Below are 21,698 nucleotides of genomic sequence, written 5' to 3'. Positions count from 1 at the left end.
CATTCTTCAAAAGTAATTACTCGCTATCCAGGTGCAAAGGGCTCACAACGCGGCCGTCTTTTTCCGGCTGGCCAAGGCTTGCGTCAACGAAATAGACCCGATCATCGGCCAATTGTCCCTTGTCCACCAGATAGTCCTTGATGCTGCCGGCGCGCGCCTGTCCAAGCTGACGCAGCAGCAGCGCGCTGGAACTCCACGACTTGAGCACAGCATCACGCATCTTGTTCTGACGTTCTTCCTTGCCCAGATCAACCCACTGCGCCGGTGGCTGCTGCTTGAGGCGCGTGCGGTAAATGCCTTCCAGCATCGGTGGTTTCTCGTCGTCCGGCACTTGCAGGTCGCTTGCCTGCGCCGGCACCTTGTCACCACGGCGCTGAAGGATTTTGTAATAGGTGCTCTGGTACTCACGCTCCAGACGTTGCTGAGCAATCAGCGGACCGTCGCTGGCCTCGGCGCTGGTGCCTTCGATCTCGAGGCGCAGCGCCGGACGCTCCTTGAGTGCGCTGGCCAGTTTGTCCAGTGATGCCTGCGCGTCGCTGCTCAGATCGTCCGAACCGGGTGCGAACGCCACAGTGCCCAAGTCTTCAGAGCCACCGCCGCTGATCAGTCCACCGATGAACTTGAACGGCGCGGCAGCCGCCTTCACCACCAGATTGCGCAGGGTCTGCCAGACGATCGGCATGACGCTGAACTGTGGGTTGTTGAGATCGCCGGTCACCGGCAGCTCGATCGAAATCTTGCCATCCACGTCCTTGAGCAGGGCAATGGCGAGCTTGAGCGGCAGATTCACCGCATCCGGACTGTCGACCTTCTCACCGAGCTGCAACTGCTCCACCACAACCTTGTTTTCCGCCTTGAGTTGGCCCTTGGTGATCAGGTAATGCAGGTCCAGGTTCAGGCGGCCCTTGCGAATTCGATAGCCTGCGAACTTGCCGGAGTAGGGCGTAAGCGTCGTCAGTTCGACACGTTTGAAGCTGGTGGCGATGTCCAGACTCGCCAGCGGGTTGAAGGGATTGAGCGCCCCTTTGATGGTCACCGGCGCGTAACGATCCACCTTGCCCTTGATGTCCACTGGCGCAGGCTTGTCCTGACGATTGTCCAGGGTGCCGATCTTGCCGTTGAGTTGTTGGACGGCGGTCGCGAAATTCGGTGTGAGGCTGAAGTCGGCGAAGTTTGCCGAGCCGTTGTTGATGTTGACCTCGCCGATGTGAATGGCCATCGGTTTGTCGGCAGACGCAGCTTTCGCCTTGGGCGCTGCAGGGGCTTTGTCGGCAGGCTGCGGAATCAGCAGGTCGTCGATGTTAGTGGTGCGGTCATCGGCAATCACGAAGCGGGCGTAAGGTTGCTCCAGGTTGATCGCGGCGATGTTGAGGCTGTCACCGAGCTCAAAGTTAACGCCCTCGACGTTGACGCGCTGCCACTTCACGAAATCCCTCGATTTCAGCGTGTCGAGCGTGTGCAGTTGGTCGACCTGGGCTTTGCCGGTGATGCCGAGCGCCAGTGGTTCGGTGCTCTTGAGGTCGACTGCCAGATCGGTGTTGAGCATGCCGCTGCGCACTTCCAGGCGGATGAACGGCGTCACGTAAGACTGTGCGATCCGCAGGTCGATGTCGCGGGTGGTGACATTGAGCTTCGCGCGAACGGGCGCCAGATTGACTTCGCCCTCGGCGGTGAGCTTGCCCTGTTTGCCCAGCCCGGTATCGAGCTTCAGCTTGAAAGGCGATTGATTGAGGCTGTCGAAGCCCGTCATGTCCAGATTCAACGGCCCAAGGTCCAGCGCAACGGGTTCCTTCGGCACTTTGTCCGCCAGATGGATGCGGTAGTCGCGCAGTTGGGTGTCGCGCAACAGCACCTGCCACGGCTTGCCCGGTGCTGCGGATTCCTGTCTGGCAGTGGTCTCGGTGCCCGTAGCGGTGGCCGGTTCCTGCTTCGCCGCCTCGTCTTTTTTGGCCTGAGCCTTGGACGGCTGACTGGCGAAAAGCTTCTGCCAGTCGAGCTGCCCGTCAGGCTCCCGCGCGGCCCAGGTTTCCAGGCCCTGACTGCGAATCTTGCCGACGCTGACCAATTGCCTGGCCAGATCGATGGACGTGTCGCTCACCTCAAGGTTCTTCAGGCGGGCCAGTGGCCGACCATCAGGCGCATCGATGGCGAAAGGCGCGACGCTCAAAGACGTGTTGTCCAGCAACAGCTCGGTTTCTTTGGCCAGACTCAATTTGTAATGGGTATTGAAGTTCAGTACGCCGTCTTTCAGCACCAACGGCAGCGCGTCGCGCACGTACGGCCACCAGACTTTCATCTTGCCGTCGGTAACCTTGAGCGTGCCTTCGGAGGTGATCGGCACCAGACTGATTCGCCCGACCCAGTCGATCTGCCCGCCTTCGGGGCCGGCGGCGACCAGCGTCATGTCGGCATTGTCCTCGGGCAGCGTGCTGAGGTTCTTCAGCTCGAAATTCAACGTGTCGTAGAGAAACTCGATCGGCTCGGTGGGGCGCAGATCCTGAAAGTGCACATAACCGTCAGCCAGTTTGATTTCATCGATTCGCAGTGGGAACGGCTTCGAGGGCGGCTCGTCCGGCTTGGCGGGTTCGCTGGGCGGCAACTTGAACAGGCCCGCCAGGTTCAGCGTGCCGTCTTTAGAGAACAGCAGTTCGGTCTTGGGCTTGTCCAGTTCCACGGCCTTGAGGTGCAGGGCCTTGGTCCACAGGCTGTCGATCTGCAGGTCGGCGTACAGGCGTTCGAAACCAATCTCCTCCTTGCCGGGCGCACCGATATTGAGGCCCCACAGCGTCACTTTCAGGCTGTAGGGATTGAGCTCCAGACGTTCGACTCGCGCCGGAACCGTGGCGTAATTGGCCAGTTGTTGATTGATCACCCGCAACGCAATGCCCGGCAGGATCAGAAACCCCAGCAAGCTGTAGATTGCGAAGACGGCCAGCAAGGCGCCGATGGCGCGTTTCAATCCGTTGGGCATGTAGGTCGCCGACTCTCTCGATGGGAGGTGCTTGGAGTATGGCACGCCAATCTGGTTCCGAAGTCGATCGCCTCAATGCTTGTGGGAAATTTCTATCCGTTCGGTGGGTAATCAGAGTTGCAGGATCAATGTCTTAAGCGGCGGCTGCTGGTCCTGTGACGGAAAGTCGGCGCCGGGCGCCAGCACCTGGCAGTCGCGCACCGGACGGCCGATCTTGCTCGCGCAACGCAGGACCTGATCGCGCCAGTCATCCATGCTCACCTTCGCCAGGTTGTTGCAGCAGATCAGCACGCCATCGTCAGCGGTGGTCAGCAACGCAGGTTTGAGCAGACTCTGGTAGTCACGCAGCAGATCCACGGTACCAAATGCGCTCTTCGCCCAGGCTGGCGGGTCAAGCAATACAAGGTCGAACTGACGCGGTTCGAGGCGGGTGTACGCAGGCAGTTTCTGGCCGCGGCGGGATGCGATGGGCAAGCCCGCCAGTTGGCGAATCGCCGGGAAGTAGTCGGACTGAATGAATTGCATCGTCGGCAGCTGCGGATTGAGTAACCCGTTCTCGCGCCCCACCGCCAGATTGCCTTCGGCGAAGTCCAGATTACACACCTCGCGCGCCCCGCCAGCCGCTGCGCTCAAGCCAACGCCGCAGGTATAGGCGAACAGGTTGAGGACACGCTTCCCTTTGGCGTGTTCCTTGACCCAGCCCCGGGCGTTGCGCAGGTCGAGAAACAGCAGCGGATCCTGCCCGGCGTGACGACCGCGAACCCGGTAATTCAAGCCCCATTCATGGCCGATCAGATCCTCGAGCGCGGCCTCGTCCGCCTTGTACACCGCGTCGTTGCGATCGATCCGCGAATTGCCTTGCGAGCGGTCGTTGTAAACCAGCATCAGCTCCAGGTCCAGACGTGCATTGACCGCCTCGTGCAGCGCCAGCAATGACTCGCGATCCAGGCTGTTGTGGAAGCTCTGCACCAACAACTGCGGGCCGTAGCGATCGATTGTCAGGCCGCCGGCGCCTTCCTGGCTGCCGTGGAACAGGCGATAGCAGTCAGTGCCTTGAGCGTGCAGTTCGGCGAGCAGGGATTGACGGTTATCGAGGGCGACGCTGAGCGCCTGATTCAACGAAGACATGCGCGGCGCCTTGGGGCAGGAATAAGGCGCGCCAGTTTAGCAGTTTGGTCCTGCCGGTGTTATTGGCAAGCAACGGCGCAGGCAGCATCAATCGGCTTAGAGAGTCGTAAGAGCGCGAACCCGTTCCGAGGCGGGATTGCAGCCGATGACCGTGCATCGGCTGCAGGGGGCGTGCCGCGAACCAACCGGCACGCGCAATCGTTCGGGTGTCGCCGGCGCGGATAATTACCGAGCCAGCGCCAGGGCGACGCCTTGGCCGCCACCGATGCACAAGGTCGCGAGGCCTTTCTTGGCGTCGCGCTTGATCATTTCGTGCAACAGCGTCACCAGCACACGGCAGCCCGATGCACCGATCGGGTGGCCAATGGCGATGGCGCCGCCGTTAACGTTGACCTTCTCCATGTCCCAGCCCAACTCTTTGCCCACCGACAAGGATTGTGCGGCGAAGGCCTCGTTCGCTTCGATCAGGTCCAGTTCATCCAGCGACCAGCCTGCCTTGTCCAGGCAGCGGCGCGTGGCGCTCACCGGGCCGATGCCCATGATCGCCGGATCCACACCGGCATTGGCGTATGCCGCGATTCGCGCCAGCACCGGCAGGCCCAGCGCTTCGGCTTTTTTCGCGCTCATCAGGATCACTGCAGCGGCGCCGTCGTTCAACGAGGAGGCATTGCCGGCCGTGACCGTGCCGTCTTTCTTGAAAGCCGGTTTGAGCCTGGCCAGCGATTCGGCGGTGGTGCCTGCGCGCGGCTGTTCGTCGGTGGCGAAGGCGATCGGGTCACCCTTGCGCTGAGGGATCAGGATCGGAGTGATTTCGTCGGCAAATCGCCCGGTTTCGATGGCGGCGGCAGCCTTCTGTTGCGACGCCGCCGCGAAAGCGTCCTGCGCCTCACGGCTGATGTCGTACTTTTCCGACAGGTTTTCGGCGGTGATGCCCATGTGGTAATCGTTGAAGGCGTCCCACAGACCGTCGCTGATCATCGTGTCGACCATGGTGGCGTGGCCCATGCGCAGACCGGTTCGCGCGCCCGGCAGGACATAATTGGCCAGACTCATGCTCTCCTGACCCCCTGCGATGATCACGTCGGCGTCGCCACAGCGAATGGCCTGAGTGGCCAGGTGCAGCGCTTTCAGGCCGGAGCCGCAGACCTTGTTCAGGGTCATCGCGGGAACAGCAAACGGCAGGCCGGCTTTGATCGCGGCCTGGCGCGCAGGGTTCTGCCCGGCGCCCGCGGTAAGGACCTGTCCCATGATGACTTCGTCGACCTGCGCACCGTCCAGCCCGGTCTGTGCCAGTAACTGACGGATGACCGCCGCACCGAGGTCAACGGCCGGGATGGTCGCCAGCGAGCCCTGGAAACTGCCGACCGCGGTCCGGGTCGCGGCAACGATTACGACGTCTTGCATGGTACGAATCCTCATTGTTGTGGGTCTGGCGCCGGGTTCGTTCGCGTTGAGCGGGATGTCCGGCACGGCGGAATCAAGGGCGCACATGGTGGCATGAATGACGGGGGTAATTTAAGCCCTCTGTCGTTTTGCTTCACGCGGGACAGCCTCACGTTCCACGACATTCCCCAAGGCTTCAGCGGCGCCTGTCGAGTGAGCGTGCTCCCGCAATCGAGGTGTGGTCGTCGGGCGAATCAAGCGACTCCCATCCGGCGTCTGGCCCGATGAACCGAAGCGTTGCGCACGGCCCAGCGCAGCACGGGCGCGGTACGGCTCACACCGGCGCGGATCAGTCTGCGCTTGAAGTCGCTCATCTGGATATCGAACATGCCGCTGGCCCAGGCCGGGAGTAACTCGATACCGGCCTGCATCATCAGATTGCCCATTGGCCTGGCCATACGGCTGGGCGCCGGGGCGTTGCGCAGAATGCTCAGCACCTCGCGGGTGCGTTCATCGCACAGCAGCTGCGGACGCATTCGCTGCAGGTAAGCGGCAATTTCCTGCGAGGAGCGCGGCACGTCTCGCGCGCCCAGACGTTCGGCCACGACAGCGGTTTCGGCGTAGTACCGATCCTGATCTTGCAATGAAAGGTCCGGATTGAGATAGCGCAGATGCGCGGCCATGAAGCTGCTGACCTCGGCCACATGCACCCACGTCAGCAGCTGCGGATCATCGGCGGCATACGGGCTGCCGTCTGGCGCGGTGCCGCGGATCTGCGCATGAATGCCGCGCACTTTGTCGATCAGCCAGTTGGCATCCTGGGTCGAGCCAAACGTCGTGCCGGAAATGAACTGTCCGGTGCGCCGCAGCCGTCCCATCATGTCCTCTCGGAAATTGGAGTGATCCCAAACGCCCGCCAGTACGCGGGGATGCAGCATTTGCAGCATCAGGGCGCAGATGCCACCGATCAGCATGCTGGGAAAGTCGCCATGCACCTGCCAGCACACCGCCTGTGGCCCGAACAGGCCGGGATCGCCTTTGGGGTTTTCCATGTCCAGCTGACCCAGGGCCAGGCCTGTCATGCTCATGACCTGGGTTTCGATGCGTGTGCGGATAAATTCCATGCAGACCCGGTGATCGTGGAGGGAACGCCGAGCCTGCAGGCGCGCGTTCGCTATTGGTTGAGACGCGTGTCGATCAGACCCTCCACGACACTGGAGTCCGCCAGGGTGGAGATATCCCCCAGACTGTCCAGTTCGTTGCAGGCGATCTTGCGCAAGATGCGGCGCATGATCTTCCCGGAGCGGGTTTTCGGCAAGGCCGGGGCCCACTGGATCAGTTCGGGTTTGGCAAAGCTGCCGATTTCCTTGCTGACCAGTTCCCGCAGTTCTCTTTGCAGTGCATCGCTCGGCTCGATGCCGGCCATGGTCGTCACGAACGCATAAATGCCCATGCCTTTGACGTCATGGGGATAACCGACCACGGCTGCTTCAGCGACGGCATCGTGCAGGACCAGCGCGCTTTCAACCTCGGCGGTGCCGATGCGATGCCCGGAAACGTTGATCACGTCGTCCACGCGTCCGGTGATCCAGTAATGCCCGTCGCTGTCGCGGCGCGCGCCGTCGCCGGTGAAGTAATAACCGGGGTACGGCTTGAAGTAGGTCTCAATCATGCGTTTCTGATCGCCATACACGCCGCGAATCTGCCCCGGCCAACTGGCCTTGATGGCCAGCAGGCCGCTGGTGGCGCCTTCGATTTCCTTGCCCTTTTCGTCAAGCAGAACAGGTTGTACGCCAAACATCGGCTGAGTAGCGCAGCCCGGTTTGAGCGGTGTGGTGCTGACCAATGGGGTGAGCATGATGCCGCCGGTCTCGGTCTGCCACCATGTGTCGACGATGGGGCAGCGCTCTTTTCCTACCTCGTGGAAATACCATTCCCACGCTTCCGGGTTAATCGGCTCACCCACCGTGCCGAGTACGCGCAGGCTGTCCCGGCGGCTGGCCTTCAGCGGTTCCGGACCTTCGCGCATCAGGGCGCGCAGGGCAGTCGGCGCGGTGTAAAAGATATTCACGTGATGCTTGTCGATGACCTGCCAGAAACGCGAGGTGTCAGGGTAATTCGGTACGCCCTCGAAGATCAGCGTGGTGGCGCCATTCGCCAGTGGGCCGTAGACGATGTAGCTGTGGCCAGTGACCCAGCCGACGTCGGCGGTGCACCAGTAGATCTCGCCTTCCCGGTAATCGAACACGTATTTGTGAGTCAGCGCCGCTTGCAACAGATAGCCGGCCGTGGTGTGCAGCACGCCCTTGGGTTTGCCGGTACTGCCGGAGGTATACAGGATGAACAGCGGATCTTCTGCGTCCATGGGTTCTGGCGGGCAGTCGTCGCTGATGCCGTGCAGCGCCTCGTGATACCAGACGTCCCGGCCCTCGACCCAGTCCACCTCGCCCTCGGTGCGCTGCACCACCAGCACCGTACTGACGTTCGGACAGCTCTGCAGCGCCTTGTCGACGTTCTGCTTGAGCGGAATGTATTTACCGCCGCGCACGCCTTCATCGGCGGTGATGACGGTCTGGCAGTCGGCGTCCAGAATGCGGTCGCGAAGTGCGTCAGGTGAGAATCCGCCGAACACCACCGAATGCACGGCGCCAATGCGTGTGCAGGCGAGCATCGCGTAAGCCGCTTCGGGGACCATCGGCATGTAGATACAGACCCGATCACCTTTCTTGACCCCGCGCTCTTTGAGCACATTCGCCAGGCGGGCAACGTTATGGTGGAGTTTCTTGTAAGTGATTTCGGCAGACTCGGCAGGATTGTCGCCCTCCCAGACAATCGCCACCTGATCGCCGCGCGTAGGAAGATGCCTGTCGATGCAGTTGTAGCTGACGTTCAACTGACCGCCCTTGAACCAGGAAGCCGCGCCGGTCGTGAGGTCATATTGCTGGACCTGCTCCCATGGGGCTGACCAGTCGAGGAATTTCTTCGCTTGTTCGGCCCAGAAGGCATCAGGCTCTTCTACGGATTGGCGGTACATCCGCTGGTAATCGTCGGCGCTCAACTGAGCGGCTTTGCGTGTCGCGTCGGCGTGTGGGAAATCGCTGAGATTGAACATGGCGTCTCCTTTTTTCTTGTGGGCTCGTCATGTCATCAGAGTAGTCGGACTCCTCAGGGTTCAGGATCCGGGCGCGTCACCCCCCATCAACACAAAACCCGCCGCCTCTTGCGAGGGGGCGGGTTTCGAGGTGCAGCAGCGGGCCGATCAGCCGCGGTGACGACCGCGGAAGTAATTGATCAGGCCTTGAGTCGACGCGTCTTCGGCCGGAGTTTCTTCGGTGCCGACAAGGCGACTGTAAACACCTTTGCCCAGCTCCTTGCCCAATTCCACGCCCCACTGATCGAAGGCGTTGGTGCCCCAGATCACGCTCTGTACGAAGACCTTGTGTTCGTACATGGCGACCAGCGCACCGAGGCGGCGAGGGCTGATGCGCTCGCACACGATCGTGTTGCTTGGACGGTTGCCCGGAATGACCTTGTGCGGCGCGACGCGCTGCACTTCGTCTTCCGGCATGCCCTTGGCGCGCAGTTCGGCTTCAGCCTCTTCGCGGGTCTTGCCCAGCATCAGCGCCTGACTCTGCGAGAGACAGTTGGCGTACAGCCACTGATGGTGATCCGAGACCGGGTTGAAGCTCACGATCGGCACGATGAAGTCGGCCGGAATCAACTGCGTGCCCTGGTGCAGCAACTGGTGGTACGCGTGCTGACCGTTGCAACCCACGCCACCCCAGATCACCGGGCCGGTATCGGTCTTGACCGGTACACCGTCCTGGCGAACGCTCTTGCCGTTGGATTCCATATCCAGCTGCTGCAAGTGCTTGGTGATGTTACGCAGGTAATGGTCGTAGGGCAGGATCGCGTGGCTTTGAGCACCCCAGAAATTGCCATACCAGACGCCAAGCAGACCCAGCAGAACGGGCATGTTCTTCTCGAAGTCGGCGTTCAGGAAATGCTGGTCCATGGTGTAGGCACCGGACAGCAGCTCCTTGAAGTTGGACATGCCGATGGCCAGGGCAATGGGCAGACCGATGGCCGACCACAACGAATAACGGCCGCCAACCCAGTCCCACATCGGGAAGATGTTCTCTTCGCGAATACCGAATGCCACGGCGGCGGCATTGTTGCTCGACACGGCAATGAAGTGACGGTACAGCTCGGCTTCCGAACCGCCCTGCGCCAGGTACCAGGCGCGAGCGGCGGTGGCGTTCTTCAAGGTTTCCAGCGTGCTGAACGTTTTGGACGAGACAATGAACAACGTGGTCTCGGCGCGCAGCTTGGCGGTCAGTTCGTGCAGCTCGGTGCCATCAATGTTCGCCAGATAGTGACAGCGGACGCCTTTCTGGCCGTAGGACAGCAACGCTTCGGACACCAGTTCAGGGCCGAGGAAGGAGCCACCGATGCCGATGTTGACCACGTCAGTGATCGGCTTCTCGGTGTAACCGCGCCACAGGCCGTCGTGAATGCGGCCGACCAGATCGGTGATCTGGTTCAGCACTTTATGCACTTCGGGCATCACGTTGGTGCCGTTGACCAGCAATTTGTCGCCTACTGGACGACGCAGTGCGGTGTGCAGCGCCGGACGGTTTTCCGAGGAGTTGACCGGTTCGCCGTCGTACTGCGCCTTGATCGCGTCCTTCAGACCGACTTCATTGGCCAGATTGACCAGCAGTTGACGGGTCTCGGCGTTGATCAGGTTTTTCGAGTAGTCGAGGAACAGCCCGGCGCTGCTGAGGGTGAAGTCGTTGAAACGCTGCGGGTCTTCGTTGAATGCGTCGCGCATGCTGAAGTTCTGCATGGCTTTGCGGTGATCGGTGAGCGCCTGCCAGGCGGGCAGGGTAGTGACGTCATGGGGAGTGCGGTAGTACGCCATCGCTGCGGGTTTCCTTGTACTTGAACTGCCTTTTTGGACACTGAAAAGCCAGGTGGACACGAATTCGTTAATACGTCAGAGACTAATCCCCGGCAACGCCGATGTCTGCGCCTCGCTTTACCTTTGCTCGGTACTTTTTCTCACAAGGTAAAGTCGCCTTTCTCGGACGAACTGTACCGGTATGGCATTGCTGGTGGGGCTAAGTTCATTGCCTGGCGCCATATAGAGCATGCGCGGCACCCATTCACACGCTCACCCCCGGGGTTGGTGAGCATAGTTGCGAATACCAGTGTACTGCGCGTTATTCCTTGATCAGGTGAAGATTGTCGATCAGCCGGGTCTTGCCCAGAAACGCTGCGGCCAGTATCACCAGATCCTGATCCGCAGGCATCGCAGGGCGCAGGCTCGTTGCCTGACGTATTTCAAGGTAATCGAGGCGCATGCCCACGCTTTCCAGTGCCTTTTTGCCCTCGTCCAGCAGCAGCGCGTGATTCTTTTCGCCCTTTTGCAGGCTGTCGCCGATCTGCCTGATGACCCGATACAGCGTGGGTGCCGCGGCGCGCTCGGTTTCAGTCAGATAGCCATTTCGCGAAGACAACGCCAGGCCGTCGGTGGCCCGCACGGTCGGCTCGCCGATGATCTGGATCGGCATGTTCAGGTCGCGAACCATCGCGCTGATCACCGCCAGTTGCTGGAAGTCTTTCTGGCCGAAGATCGCAAGGTCCGGCTGGACCATGTTGAACAGCTTGCTGACCACCGTCGAAACCCCGTCGAAGTGCCCCGGGCGACTGCCGCCGCACAGGCCTTCCGAGACAACCGGAACGCGAACGATGGTCTGATCGGCCATCCCGTGCGGGTACATCTCTTCAACTGTCGGGGTGAACAGCAGGTGGCAACCGGCTTGCAGCAGTTGTTCCTGATCAGCGGCCAACGTGCGCGGATAGGTGGCCAGGTCCTCGGTGGGACCGAACTGCAGCGGGTTGACGAAAATGCTCGCCACCACGAAGTCGGCACGCTGAGCGGCTTTCTTGACCAGCGCAATGTGGCCGCTGTGCAGATTGCCCATGGTTGGAACGAGCGCGATCCGCTTGCCTTCGCCGCGGGCGCGAGCGACGGCTGCGCGCAGCTCGCGCACTGTCTTGACTGTGTTCATGCCGAGAATCCGTGTTCTGGGGCGGGGAAGCTGACGTCTTTGACTGCACTGACGTAGGCGCTGATAGCCGATTGAACATCAGCCTGACCGGTCATGAAGTTCTTCACGAATTTAGGCACGCGGCCGCTGATCGACAGGCCGAGCATGTCGTGCAACACCAGCACCTGGCCATCGGTGGCGCTGCCGGCGCCGATGCCGATGACCGGGATTTTCACGGCGTGGGTGATTTCCTGCGCCAGTTCGCTGGGCACGCATTCCAGCAGAATCATCGCTGCACCCGCCTGCTCCAGCGTGATGGCATCGGCTCGCATCTGCCGCGCCTGCGCTTCCTGACGGCCCTGAACCTTGTAACCGCCCAGCACGTTCACCGCTTGCGGCGTCAGGCCCATGTGCGCGCACACCGGAATGCCGCGCTCGGCCAGCAGACGAATCGAATCGGCCAGCCACGCCGCGCCCTCGATCTTGAGCATGTGCGCGCCGGCCTGCATCAGCATCGCGCTGTTGGCGAAGGTCTGCTCGGCGGTGGCATAGGACATGAACGGCAGGTCGGCCAGGATCAGCGCACCCTGATTGCCGCGTTTGACGCTGGCGACGTGGTAAGCCATTTCGGCCGTGGTGACCGGCAAGGTGCTGTCGTGCCCCTGAAGAACCATGCCCAGCGAGTCGCCGACCAGCAGCACCTCGACACCCGCCTGACTGGCGACATGGGCGAAGGTTGCGTCGTAGCAGGTCAGCATGGTGATTTTTTCCCCCTTTTGCTTCAGGCCCAGCAGGGACGTAACGGTGATATCTGGCATGAAAAAGTCCTCATTCAGGCGCTGTGAACACTACGGCGAGCAACGCGTGATTCATTCCTGGAACTCAGGCACATCGTCGTTGCGCGATGTTTGCAAAGACCTGTTCCGCGCCTTGTGGCCGGGAGTCCGGCTTCGGGACGCTTATCTTCGTGAGGAGGGGGCGGGAAGTCAATTCCGGGTGTTACCGGTTGGGTCAGGATGTTACCGAAGCCTGCTGTATGCCCGCGACCGCCACGATCGCAACGCCAGAGGCAGAAATGCGATGTGCCCGCGATCATGCAGGCGCGTGGCCCGGCCGACGACCTGGCGCGAAGCAGTCGCAAGGCCCGTCACTCGAAATATCAGGCAGCCGCGCTCCTAAGGGCGATGGGCTGCTAGACCGACAGCCGCTCCAGGCCTTCGAACGGGCAGGCGGTGAGCAAGTCATCCAGCGCGCGGCCGTCGGCGAGGGTGATCCCCGGCGCCAGTTCGGCCAGCGGATAGAGCACGAACGCACGGGCGTGCATGTGATAGTGCGGCACCTTCAGGCGGGGCTCGTCGATGAGGCGGTCACCAAACAGCAGGATGTCCAGGTCAAGCGTACGCGGGCCCCAGCGCTCAAGGCGTTCGCGGCCCTGATCGTTCTCGATCGCCTGCAAACCATCGAGTAACGTCAACGGATCCAGCAAGGTGTCGAGCCCAGCCACCGCATTGGTATAGCGCGGCTGACCCGGCAAGAGCGAGTCGCTGACGTAAAAAGAGGAAACGCCCGACAGGCTCGTCTCTGGCAATTGCGCCAATGCCTTGATCGCGTCGCGCAACTGCTCGGCGGGATCGGCCAGGTTGCTGCCCAGACCGATATACACGCGTTCCGTCATGGTGTTATTCCGATGCGTCGGCGCCAGCGCGTTTGCGCTTGCCGCCCCCGCTGCGGCGACGCTTGCGCGGCCCCTGTCCGGTCGCTTCAGACTTACTGCCCAGATCGCGAATCATGTCCCGACGTCCGGCATCGTTGGCGTCCTGATACTCAGTCCACCAGTCGCCCAACCCGTCGGTTTCCTCGCCCGCAGTTTCGCGCAGCAGCAAGAAGTCGTAGCCGGCGCGGAAGCGTGGATTGTCCAGCAGCAGATCGGCACGCTTGCCGGAGCGACGTGGCAGGCGCTCCTGCATGTCCCAGATTTCACGAATCGGCATCGTGAAACGTTTGGGAATCGCAATGCGCTGGCACTGCTCAGCGATCAACTCGTGCGCAGCTTCCTGCATGGCCGGGATCGGCGGCATTCCGCGTTCCTGCAGACGCAACACGCGAGCCGGCAGGGCAGGCCACAGCAACGCAGCGAACAGGAAAGCAGGCGTTACCGGCTTGTTCTGCTGAACCCGCAGGTCGGTGTTGGCCAAGGCTTCGCTGATGAGCGTATGCGTATAGGTCGGGTTGTACTCCAGCGCCTTGGAGCTGGCAGGGAACAAGGGATCGAACAGCTCCAGATCGACCAGCATCTCGAACGTGGATTCGGCGTAACCCGACAGGAACAGCTTCAGCACTTCTTCAAACAGACGCGCCGAGGGAATATCCCGCAGCATCGGCGCCAGCGGCCGGATCGGTGTAGCGCTGTGTTTCTCGATTCCGAAATCCAGCTTGGCCGCGAAACGGACTGCTCGGAGCATACGCACCGGGTCTTCTTTGTATCGCTGCTGCGGGTCGCCAATCAGGCGGATCAGACGATTGCGGATATCGTGCACGCCGTTGGCGTAATCCAGTACGCGCTCGGTTATCGGATCATAATAAAGGGCGTTGATGGTGAAGTCGCGGCGCTGCGCGTCTTCTTCAAGCGTGCCATACACGTTGTCGCGCAGAATCCGGCCGCTCTCATTGCGCGAGGACTGATTGCTGTCCTCTTCTTCGTCATCCTGCGGATGATTGGCGCGGAAGGTGGCCACTTCGATGATTTCGCGACCGAAATGGATGTGAACAAGCTTGAAGCGACGGCCGATGATGCGCGCATTACGGAACTCGGCACGGACTTGCTCAGGCGTGGCGCTGGTGGCGACGTCGAAATCTTTCGGCGTGATGCCCAGCATCAAGTCGCGTACGCAACCACCGACCAGGTAGGCCTGATAGCCGGCGTTCTGCAGACGCTCGACAATGCTCACGGCATAACGGCTGAACTGTGTGCGCTGCAACGAATGCTGGCTGCTGCTGAGCACTTCGGGCGTTGTGCGCGTGTGTTGCTGCGGCTTGCGCAGAGGGGAACGGAATGACTGGAACAGCTTCTTCAGCATGGGATGCACTGTTTGAAGGAATATTCGGCCAATTTCGAAGAATGACCGCACGATGGGCGGGGATTCTAGCATTTAGTCGAGGGATGGTGTAGGACGCTGCGCGAAGGCCGTCTGAAGCGGTGTGTATGGGATGAAACGGGAGGGGAAAGTGAAGCTGGCGTGGCGCCGGATGCGAGGAGGATGTCTTGTAAGCTACTGGGGGAGCCGAAGCTCCCCCAAAGTGCGTGCTCTTATTCTTATTGTCTGTTGGGCTTTTTGTTTTTGTTGAGCGCCCAATTCACGGCTTTCGCCTGTGAAACCTCCCAATCGGGAGTCAAGAGCAAACGGATTGCTTTGGTCGCTGTGCTGCAGTGATCAATCGATCCAACCAGTTCAGGCTCTACCTTAGGGTAGTTTTTTGTTGTTCTCGGCCTGGTTGCGGGACAAGTCCCAAATGCAACGCCTCTCCAAAAGAATCAGTTAGCTGCGCCTCCGCCGTGTTGTTCTTGTTATGCGTGAGTCGATTCGTCTTGTTTTTATTGTGTTGTTTTACGGGTGACTGATTTTTGTTGTTCTTGTACGAATAGATATAGCAGGACCTGTGCCAACTTTTGCGAAATTAGCTACAGGCCTTTGTTTTCGGGGGTGTGGCAAATTGACGCTATTTTTCGAGGCCGAAAAAAAGCCGGGGATTCGTTACCGTACGCCCCGGCTTTTGTTACGTCCTGCATGTGAGGTAACAGTTTTTTCACAAGCCCGGTGTGCCGCGTGCCAGAGCCTTGCGATGGGTGTTACGGTCAGGTTTCGCTGGCCACTCCGGTCTTGCGGCGCGGGATGCCCAGACGCTGACGACGTTCCCACAGACACTTGCGGCTCACACCGAGCTTACGTGCCAGCTCGGTCTCGGTCATGTGGTCCTGATGCTCGAGAACGAAGTGCTGAAAGTAATCTTCCAGAGACAGATCCTCGGTCGGCTCATGCGCCGTTGAACTCGCCGAGTTGGCCGCCTGCGGCGCCAGACCGATGAATTCTTCGACGTCCAGGTCGCTCAACTCAATGTCGATGCCCAGCAGGTCTGCGGAGATTTCCGGGCTTTCGCACAGAATCACCGCGCGCTCCACGGCGTTCTCGAGTTCCCGCACGTTCCCCGGCCAGGCGTAGTGACGAATGGCCTGTTCGGCGTCCGGGCCGAATCGCAGATCAGTCCGCCCGGCTTTGGCACTTTGCCGTGCAAGGAACGCGTTGGCGATTTCATTCACGTCGGCCCCGCGCTCTCGCAACGCTGGCAGCTTCAGCGCGATGACATGCAGACGGTAATAAAGGTCTTCTCGGAATTGCCCGACCTTGGCCAGGCTTTTCAGATCACGGTGGGTGGCGGCGATCAGGCGGACATCGACCTTCTGCGACTGCACAGAACCGACCCGGCGGATCTCACCTTCCTGAAGCACGCGCAGCAGTCGAGCCTGAGCTTCGAGAGGCAACTCGCCGATTTCGTCGAGGAACAGCGTTCCGCCATCCGCCGCTTCCACCAGACCCGCGCGACCCGCGCTGGCGCCAGTGAACGCACCTTTCTCATGACCAAACAGTTCGGACTCGATGAGCGTTTCAGGAATGGCCGCACAGTTGACCGAGATCATCGGCGCCTTGGCCCGGCGAGAAAGATTGTGCAGGGCACGTGCAACCAGCTCCTTGCCGGTCCCCGATTCACCTTGAATCAACACGTTCGAATCGGTGGGCGCGACCTTGCGGATCTTGCTGTACAGATCCTGCATCGGCGGGCACGAGCCGATGATGCCGATCTCGCCATTGCTGTTGTCAGGACCCGCTTTGTCGCTGGCCGATGCCTTGGCGGCAGTGGCCCGCTCGGCCTGAATGCTCTGCACGGTCTGGCGGTCGCGCAGGATACGCGAGACCGCCTGGAGCATTTCGTCGTGGTCGAACGGCTTGGCGATGTAATCCACCGCGCCCATTTTCATCGAATCCACGGCCGAGCGCAGGCTGGCGTAGCTGGTCATGATCAACACCGGCTTGCCCTGACCCAGCTTGATCAGCTCAGTGCCCGGGGCGCCCGGCAGGCGCAGGTCGCTGACGATCAGATCAAACGACGGGATGCTGAAACGTTCCTGAGCTTCCTGCACGGATCCGGCTTCACTGACCTGGTACTGATTGCGTTCCAGCAAACGACGCAAGGCAGATCGGATAATGGTTTCGTCTTCGACGATCAAAATGTGAGGCATTGATTCGATTCTCTCGACGGTCTCAGTTCACAGCGGACGTCGCTTCGACATGTCGCGGTAATGTCACCCGAATTCGGGTTCCGCGTTGATGCTCGGGGTCAGCCGGGCTGTCGATGGTGATTTGTCCATAATGCTCTTCAACGATGGAATAGACCAGTGCGAGCCCCAGTCCTGTTCCTTCCCCCGGATCCTTGGTGGTGAAGAACGGTTCGAACAAGCGATCCATGATTGCTTTGGGAATTCCGGTGCCTTCGTCTTCGACGATCAAATCGACCGTATGTTCGGAGGCTTCGCTTCTGACACGCACCGCGCTGCCGGCAGGTGAGGCGTCACGGGCGTTGGACAGAAGGTTGATCAAAACCTGCGCCAGCCGCTGCGGATCGCCGTCGACCCAGTGGCCGGGGTTGCACAGGTTATAGAACTGCACTTCGAAATTCCGTCGATTCAGGGCGAGCAGACCAATGGCGTCCTGCGCGACCTCGGCCAGACAGACGGCCTCGTCTGCATGTTGGTGCCCGCCCGCATGGGCGAAACTCATCAATGACTGAACGATGCGTGACACCCGCTTGGTTTGCTCGAGGATCTGGCTGCTGATTTCGGTCAGCTCGCCGTCTTCCTCGCGTTCTTCACGCAGGTTTTGCGCAAGACAGGCAATGCCGGTGATCGGGTTGCCGATTTCGTGCGCCACGCCCGCAGCGAGCCGGCCAATGCTGGCCAGACGTTCGGAATGCACCAGCTTGTCTTCGAGCATCTGCGTGTCGGTCAGGTCTTCGACCAGAATCACCAGACCACTGTTACCAGGCGCGAGGGGCTCGTCGATTGCCGCTTTGTGCAGATTGAGCCAGCGAGTCTGTCCATCCAGCGCCAGACGCTGCTTGTGCAAGTGTTCATCCGGGACGTTGATGAAGCCCAGCAGCAGCTGTTTCCAGGGATCGACAATGGTTTCGAGGCGCGATCCGACCACGCGCTGGGCGCCGATACCGGTCAGTTCTTCCATGGCCTTGTTCCACATCAGGATTTCCTGATCTTTGGCCAGAGAGCAGACCCCCATTGGCAACTCCTGCAAGGTCTGCCGGTGATAGCGGCGCAAGGCATCGAGTTCGGCGGCAAGACCGGTGAGGCGCGAGTGGTAGTCCTCAAGCCGGCTTTCAATGAAATGGATGTCTTCGGTCACATAATTTTCGCTGCCCGATTTATACGGCAGGAAGGTTTCAACCATGTCTTGCGCCACGCTTGGTCCCATCAAACCGGAGAGATTGGCCTCGATCCGGTCGCGCAAGCGACGCAATGCATAGGGACGGCGTTCGTCGAACGGCAAATAGAGATCGCGCAGCGCCTGCTCGACTTCCTTCTGCGCAGCCTTCGCGCCCAGCGGTTTGGCGAGCTGCGTGGCGAACTCCTGAGGCGAAACCGCGTGCAGCTCCCGACGCTGCGGACGCCGGACGTTATCCACCGCGCAGGCCTCGGCGGCGCTCGCTTCTTCAGGACTGGGATTGCTGAACAGGGAAATCAGCGTGAACACCAGCACGTTCGCCGCCAGTGATGCGATGGCCGCCATGTGCCAACTGGTGTCGTCGAGCACGTAGATCATGTTGAGCAGCGGGATGTAGAACCCCTGGAAATTGCCGATCAGCGGGAACAGCATGCTGACCATCCAGACCACGATCCCGGCGATCAGGCCGGCCATGAACCCACGACGATTGGCGGCCGGCCAGTAGAGCACTGACAGCACGCCCGGCAAGAATTGCAGGGTGGCGACAAATGCCACGATGCCCAGGTTGGCCAGATTCTGCTTGGCACCCAGCATCAGATAGAAGCCGTAGCCCGCCATGATGATCGCGACGATCAGGCCGCGACGGGTCCATTTGAGCCAGCGATAGATGTTGCCCTCGGCCGGCGGCTGATAGAGCGGCAGCACTAGATGATTGAGCGCCATGCCCGACAATGCCAGGGTGGTGACGATGATCAAACCGCTGGCGGCGGACAGCCCGCCGACATAAGCCAGTAACGCCAGGCTTTTGTTGTGTGCGGCGATGCCGATGCCGAGGGTGAAATATTCCGGGCTGGTGGTGGCGCCCAGCTTGAGCCCGGCCCACAGCACCAGCGGCACGGCCAGGCTCATCAACAGCAGGAACAGCGGCAGGCCCCAGCTGGCGCTGACCAGCGAGCGCGGATTGAGGTTCTCGGTAAACGTCATGTGATACATGTGCGGCATGACGATGGCCGATGCGAAGAACACCAGCAGCAGTGTCCGCCAGGGGCCTTCTTGCAGCGGCGTGTGAAGGGCGGCCAGAGCGCTCTGGTTTTGCAGCAGCCATTGCTCGAGGCTCTGCGGGCCATCGAATACGCCATAGAGCGCATAAATGCCGATGCCGCCGATGGCGACCAGCTTGATCACCGATTCGAAGGCAATGGCGAACACCAGCCCTTCGTGCTTCTCCCGCGTCGCGATATGGCGTGAGCCGAAGAAAATCGTGAACAGCGTGATCAGGACGCAGAACGCCAGCGCCACGTAATTGCGCACCGGCTCGCGGGTGAGGATCGCGATGGAGTCGGCGACGGCCTGGATCTGCAGCGCCAGCAGCGGTAAAACGCCCAGCAGCATGAAGACCGTCGTCAGCGCTCCGGCCCAGGTGCTGCGAAAGCGGAACGCAAAAAGGTCCGCCAGCGACGACAGTTGGTAAGTGCGAGTGATCTTCAGGATCGGGTAAAGCAGCACCGGCGCCAGCAGAAACGCCCCGGAAACTCCCAGATAGCTGGACAGAAACCCGTAGCCGTATTCATAAGCCAAGCCGACCGTACCGTAAAACGCCCAGGCACTGGCGTACACGCCCAGCGACAGCGTGTAGGTCAGCGGGTGGCGAATGATCCAGCGTGGGATCAGACCGCGCTCACTGACCCAGGCAACGCTGAACAGCACCAGCAGGTACGCGGCGCTGATCAGGATCATCTGCGTCAGGCTAAAGCTCATCGGCATCTCGTTGGCTCTGCAGGATGAAGGTCACCACGATGAGGATCAGCCACAACATATAAGGCCGGTACCAGGCGCCTGTCGCGTCGATCCACCAATCCATGATGGCGGGGGAGAACAGGTAGATGCCTACCACCAGGAGCAGGACCAATCGATAAATGTACATTTGGCCTCCTAGAGTGAGTGACGCCGACACGACAGCCCGAAGGAGCGGCATGGTAACGGATGGCTATCAGGCTGCAAGCGACGTTTCGGCCACCTTTTGTGCTGCGATTTGAAGCAACCGCTCTGGCTCAGTCTATTCGAGCTTCTTCGATCGTGCCGACGCGAGGAATCAGATCGGCGTTCCAGTGTGCAATTCCCCAGTCGAGTACTTCTCTGGGCGTTGCGAACGCCAGCTCGCCCGGCGCGGGTTGACCAAGGGCGCGCAAGGCCCGAAGCAGCAGGGGCGTGGCCTGGTCTGGCGGCAACGGCGGGGATCGATAGGATTTACCCAGTTTGTGCCCGTCTGGCTGGGTGATCAGCGGGACGTGCAGGTAGCGAGGCTGCGGCAGGCCGAGCAGTTCTTGCAAGTAAAGCTGGCGCGGGGTCGAGTCGAGCAGGTCGGCGCCCCGGACAATATCGGTGATGCCCTGCCAGCCGTCATCCAGCACGACGGCCAGTTGGTAGGCGTACAGGCCGTCGCGCCTGCGGATCACGAAGTCGCCCGCGTCACGGCCCAGGTGCTGACGAAATTCGCCTTGTACCCGGTCCTCGAAACGATATTCCAGCTCCGGCACGCGAATGCGGATGGCGGCGTTGTCGGGCGAGTGCCCGGCGTTGCGGCAGAATCCGGGGTAGATCCCATGGAAGGGCTCGAGCTGTTTACGCGAGCAGGTGCACGCGTACGCCAGCCCGTAGCTGAACCAGCGATCGATGATTTCCTGATAGGCCGCATGCCGGTCGCTTTGTCTGACCACCTCGCCATCCCACTCGAAGCCATAGGTTTCGAGGGTTTTGAGAATGGCCGCCTGAGCGCCGGGTTCCTCACGGGGAGGGTCCAGATCCTCGATGCGCATCAGCCACTGGCCGCCGACCGAGCGCGCATCGAGATAAGACGCGAGCGCCGCGACCAGGGAACCGAAGTGCAGATAGCCGCTGGGGGTTGGCGCAAAGCGCCCTATATAGGTAGGGGAGTTCATGGGCGCTGATGGTACTGGAAATGAGATGTGCGAAAAACCGGACGTTACCTCAATGCCTGTAGGAGCATGGCGGGTGTCGGTCCTGATTCATACACGTCCCGGGCAGGCCGGCCTGCCAGCTGCACTTCCGGAAAAAACAAAGGACGCCGAAGCGTCCTTTATTACAGAAAATCCGAGGTCATTTACCGACCTGTTTTTCCTTGATTTCAGCCAGCGTCTTGCAGTCGATGCACATATCGGCAGTCGGGCGGGCTTCCAGACGGCGCAGGCCGATCTCGATGCCGCAGGACTCACACCAGCCGTACTCTTCGTCTTCGATCAACTGCAGCGTCTTGTCGATCTTTTTGATCAGCTTGCGTTCACGATCGCGTGCGCGCAGTTCCAGTGCGAACTCTTCTTCCTGACTCGCACGGTCAGCAGGGTCAGGAAAGTTGGCCGCTTCGTCCTTCATGTGATCAACCGTGCGGTCGACTTCCTGCATCAAGTCCTGTTTCCACTTATTCAGGATCTTGGTGAAGTGGGCTCGCATGGGCTTGCCCATGTATTCCTCGCCCTTCGTCTCAACGTACGGCGTAAAACCGCTGATCGTTGTTGAATTGCTTTTTTGCTTTTCTTCGGTGGGCATGAACGGACCGCCTCTCACTCTTCTAAGCCATTGCGCAGGGTAAAGATCCATCGCCGACACCCGCCGGCCCTGCGGCTGCAAGCGGGCGAA

Annotated in this window: 15 protein-coding genes; all 15 read right to left on the bottom strand. The window is 60.8% G+C overall.

Features of this window, described 5'->3' with window-relative positions; translation table 11 throughout:
- Nucleotides 1–16 precede the first annotated feature (16 nt).
- Nucleotides 17–2,971: a DUF748 domain-containing protein gene (locus tag QRN36_RS11565; protein WP_306470345.1), complete on the bottom strand. Its 2,955-nt coding sequence runs from the start codon at nt 2,969–2,971 to the stop codon at nt 17–19.
- 111 nt (nt 2,972–3,082) lie between these two features.
- Nucleotides 3,083–4,099: a class I SAM-dependent rRNA methyltransferase gene (locus QRN36_RS11560; protein ID WP_285424199.1), complete on the bottom strand. Its 1,017-nt coding sequence runs from the start codon at nt 4,097–4,099 to the stop codon at nt 3,083–3,085.
- 225 nt (nt 4,100–4,324) lie between these two features.
- A complete protein-coding gene (locus QRN36_RS11555; protein ID WP_093469210.1) occupies nt 4,325–5,503 on the bottom strand; it encodes an acetyl-CoA C-acetyltransferase in 1,179 nt (392 codons plus the stop codon).
- 233 nt (nt 5,504–5,736) lie between these two features.
- Nucleotides 5,737–6,606 carry an oxygenase MpaB family protein gene (locus QRN36_RS11550; RefSeq protein ID WP_285424198.1) on the bottom strand — a complete coding sequence of 290 codons (870 nt, stop codon included), beginning with the start codon at nt 6,604–6,606 and terminating at the stop codon, nt 5,737–5,739.
- Nucleotides 6,607–6,656: 50 nt separating this feature from the next.
- Nucleotides 6,657–8,594, bottom strand: a complete 1,938-nt coding sequence (acs, locus tag QRN36_RS11545) for an acetate--CoA ligase (RefSeq protein WP_285424197.1) — start codon at nt 8,592–8,594, stop codon at nt 6,657–6,659.
- A gap of 147 nt (nt 8,595–8,741) precedes the next feature.
- The gene (gene pgi / locus QRN36_RS11540) at nt 8,742–10,406 is read right to left on the bottom strand and encodes a glucose-6-phosphate isomerase (RefSeq protein WP_093469219.1); all 1,665 of its coding nucleotides are present in this window, start codon (nt 10,404–10,406) and stop codon (nt 8,742–8,744) included.
- 301 nt (nt 10,407–10,707) lie between these two features.
- Nucleotides 10,708–11,559, bottom strand: coding sequence for a pantoate--beta-alanine ligase (gene panC, locus QRN36_RS11535; RefSeq protein ID WP_285424196.1), 852 nt, complete (start codon nt 11,557–11,559; stop codon nt 10,708–10,710).
- Nucleotides 11,556–12,356 (bottom strand): 3-methyl-2-oxobutanoate hydroxymethyltransferase, encoded by an 801-nt coding sequence (gene panB / locus QRN36_RS11530; protein ID WP_285424195.1) that lies wholly within the window; start codon nt 12,354–12,356, stop codon nt 11,556–11,558. The genes panC and panB overlap by 4 nt, the downstream gene beginning before the upstream one ends.
- Nucleotides 12,357–12,730: 374 nt before the next feature.
- On the bottom strand, nt 12,731–13,213 hold the full coding sequence (folK, locus tag QRN36_RS11525; RefSeq protein WP_285424194.1) for a 2-amino-4-hydroxy-6-hydroxymethyldihydropteridine diphosphokinase: 483 nt from the start codon (nt 13,211–13,213) through the stop codon (nt 12,731–12,733).
- A 4-nt stretch (nt 13,214–13,217) separates the two neighbouring features.
- Nucleotides 13,218–14,615 (bottom strand): polynucleotide adenylyltransferase PcnB, encoded by a 1,398-nt coding sequence (locus QRN36_RS11520; RefSeq protein ID WP_285424193.1) that lies wholly within the window; start codon nt 14,613–14,615, stop codon nt 13,218–13,220.
- A 776-nt stretch (nt 14,616–15,391) separates the two neighbouring features.
- Entirely contained in the window at nt 15,392–16,831 is a 1,440-nt protein-coding gene (locus QRN36_RS11515; RefSeq protein WP_285424192.1) for a sigma-54 dependent transcriptional regulator, read from the bottom strand.
- A 22-nt stretch (nt 16,832–16,853) separates the two neighbouring features.
- Nucleotides 16,854–19,808: a sensor histidine kinase gene (locus tag QRN36_RS11510; protein ID WP_285424191.1), complete on the bottom strand. Its 2,955-nt coding sequence runs from the start codon at nt 19,806–19,808 to the stop codon at nt 16,854–16,856.
- Complete coding sequence (locus QRN36_RS11505) at nt 19,792–19,968, bottom strand: hypothetical protein (protein ID WP_002552060.1); 177 nt, start codon at nt 19,966–19,968, stop codon at nt 19,792–19,794. Before QRN36_RS11505 ends, QRN36_RS11510 begins: the two co-directional genes overlap by 17 nt.
- 127 nt (nt 19,969–20,095) lie before the next feature.
- Nucleotides 20,096–20,983, bottom strand: coding sequence for a tRNA glutamyl-Q(34) synthetase GluQRS (gene gluQRS / locus QRN36_RS11500; protein WP_285424190.1), 888 nt, complete (start codon nt 20,981–20,983; stop codon nt 20,096–20,098).
- 178 nt (nt 20,984–21,161) lie between these two features.
- Nucleotides 21,162–21,608, bottom strand: a complete 447-nt coding sequence (gene dksA, locus QRN36_RS11495; protein ID WP_093469246.1) for an RNA polymerase-binding protein DksA — start codon at nt 21,606–21,608, stop codon at nt 21,162–21,164.
- Between the last annotated feature and the right edge of the window lie 90 nt (nt 21,609–21,698).

Source organism: Pseudomonas sp. efr-133-TYG-103a (assembly GCF_030209235.1).
In the GTDB taxonomy this organism is placed as follows: domain Bacteria; phylum Pseudomonadota; class Gammaproteobacteria; order Pseudomonadales; family Pseudomonadaceae; genus Aquipseudomonas.
The sequence above is the reverse complement of the archived record's forward strand: the minus strand, read 5'-3'. Positions and strand labels throughout refer to the sequence as shown.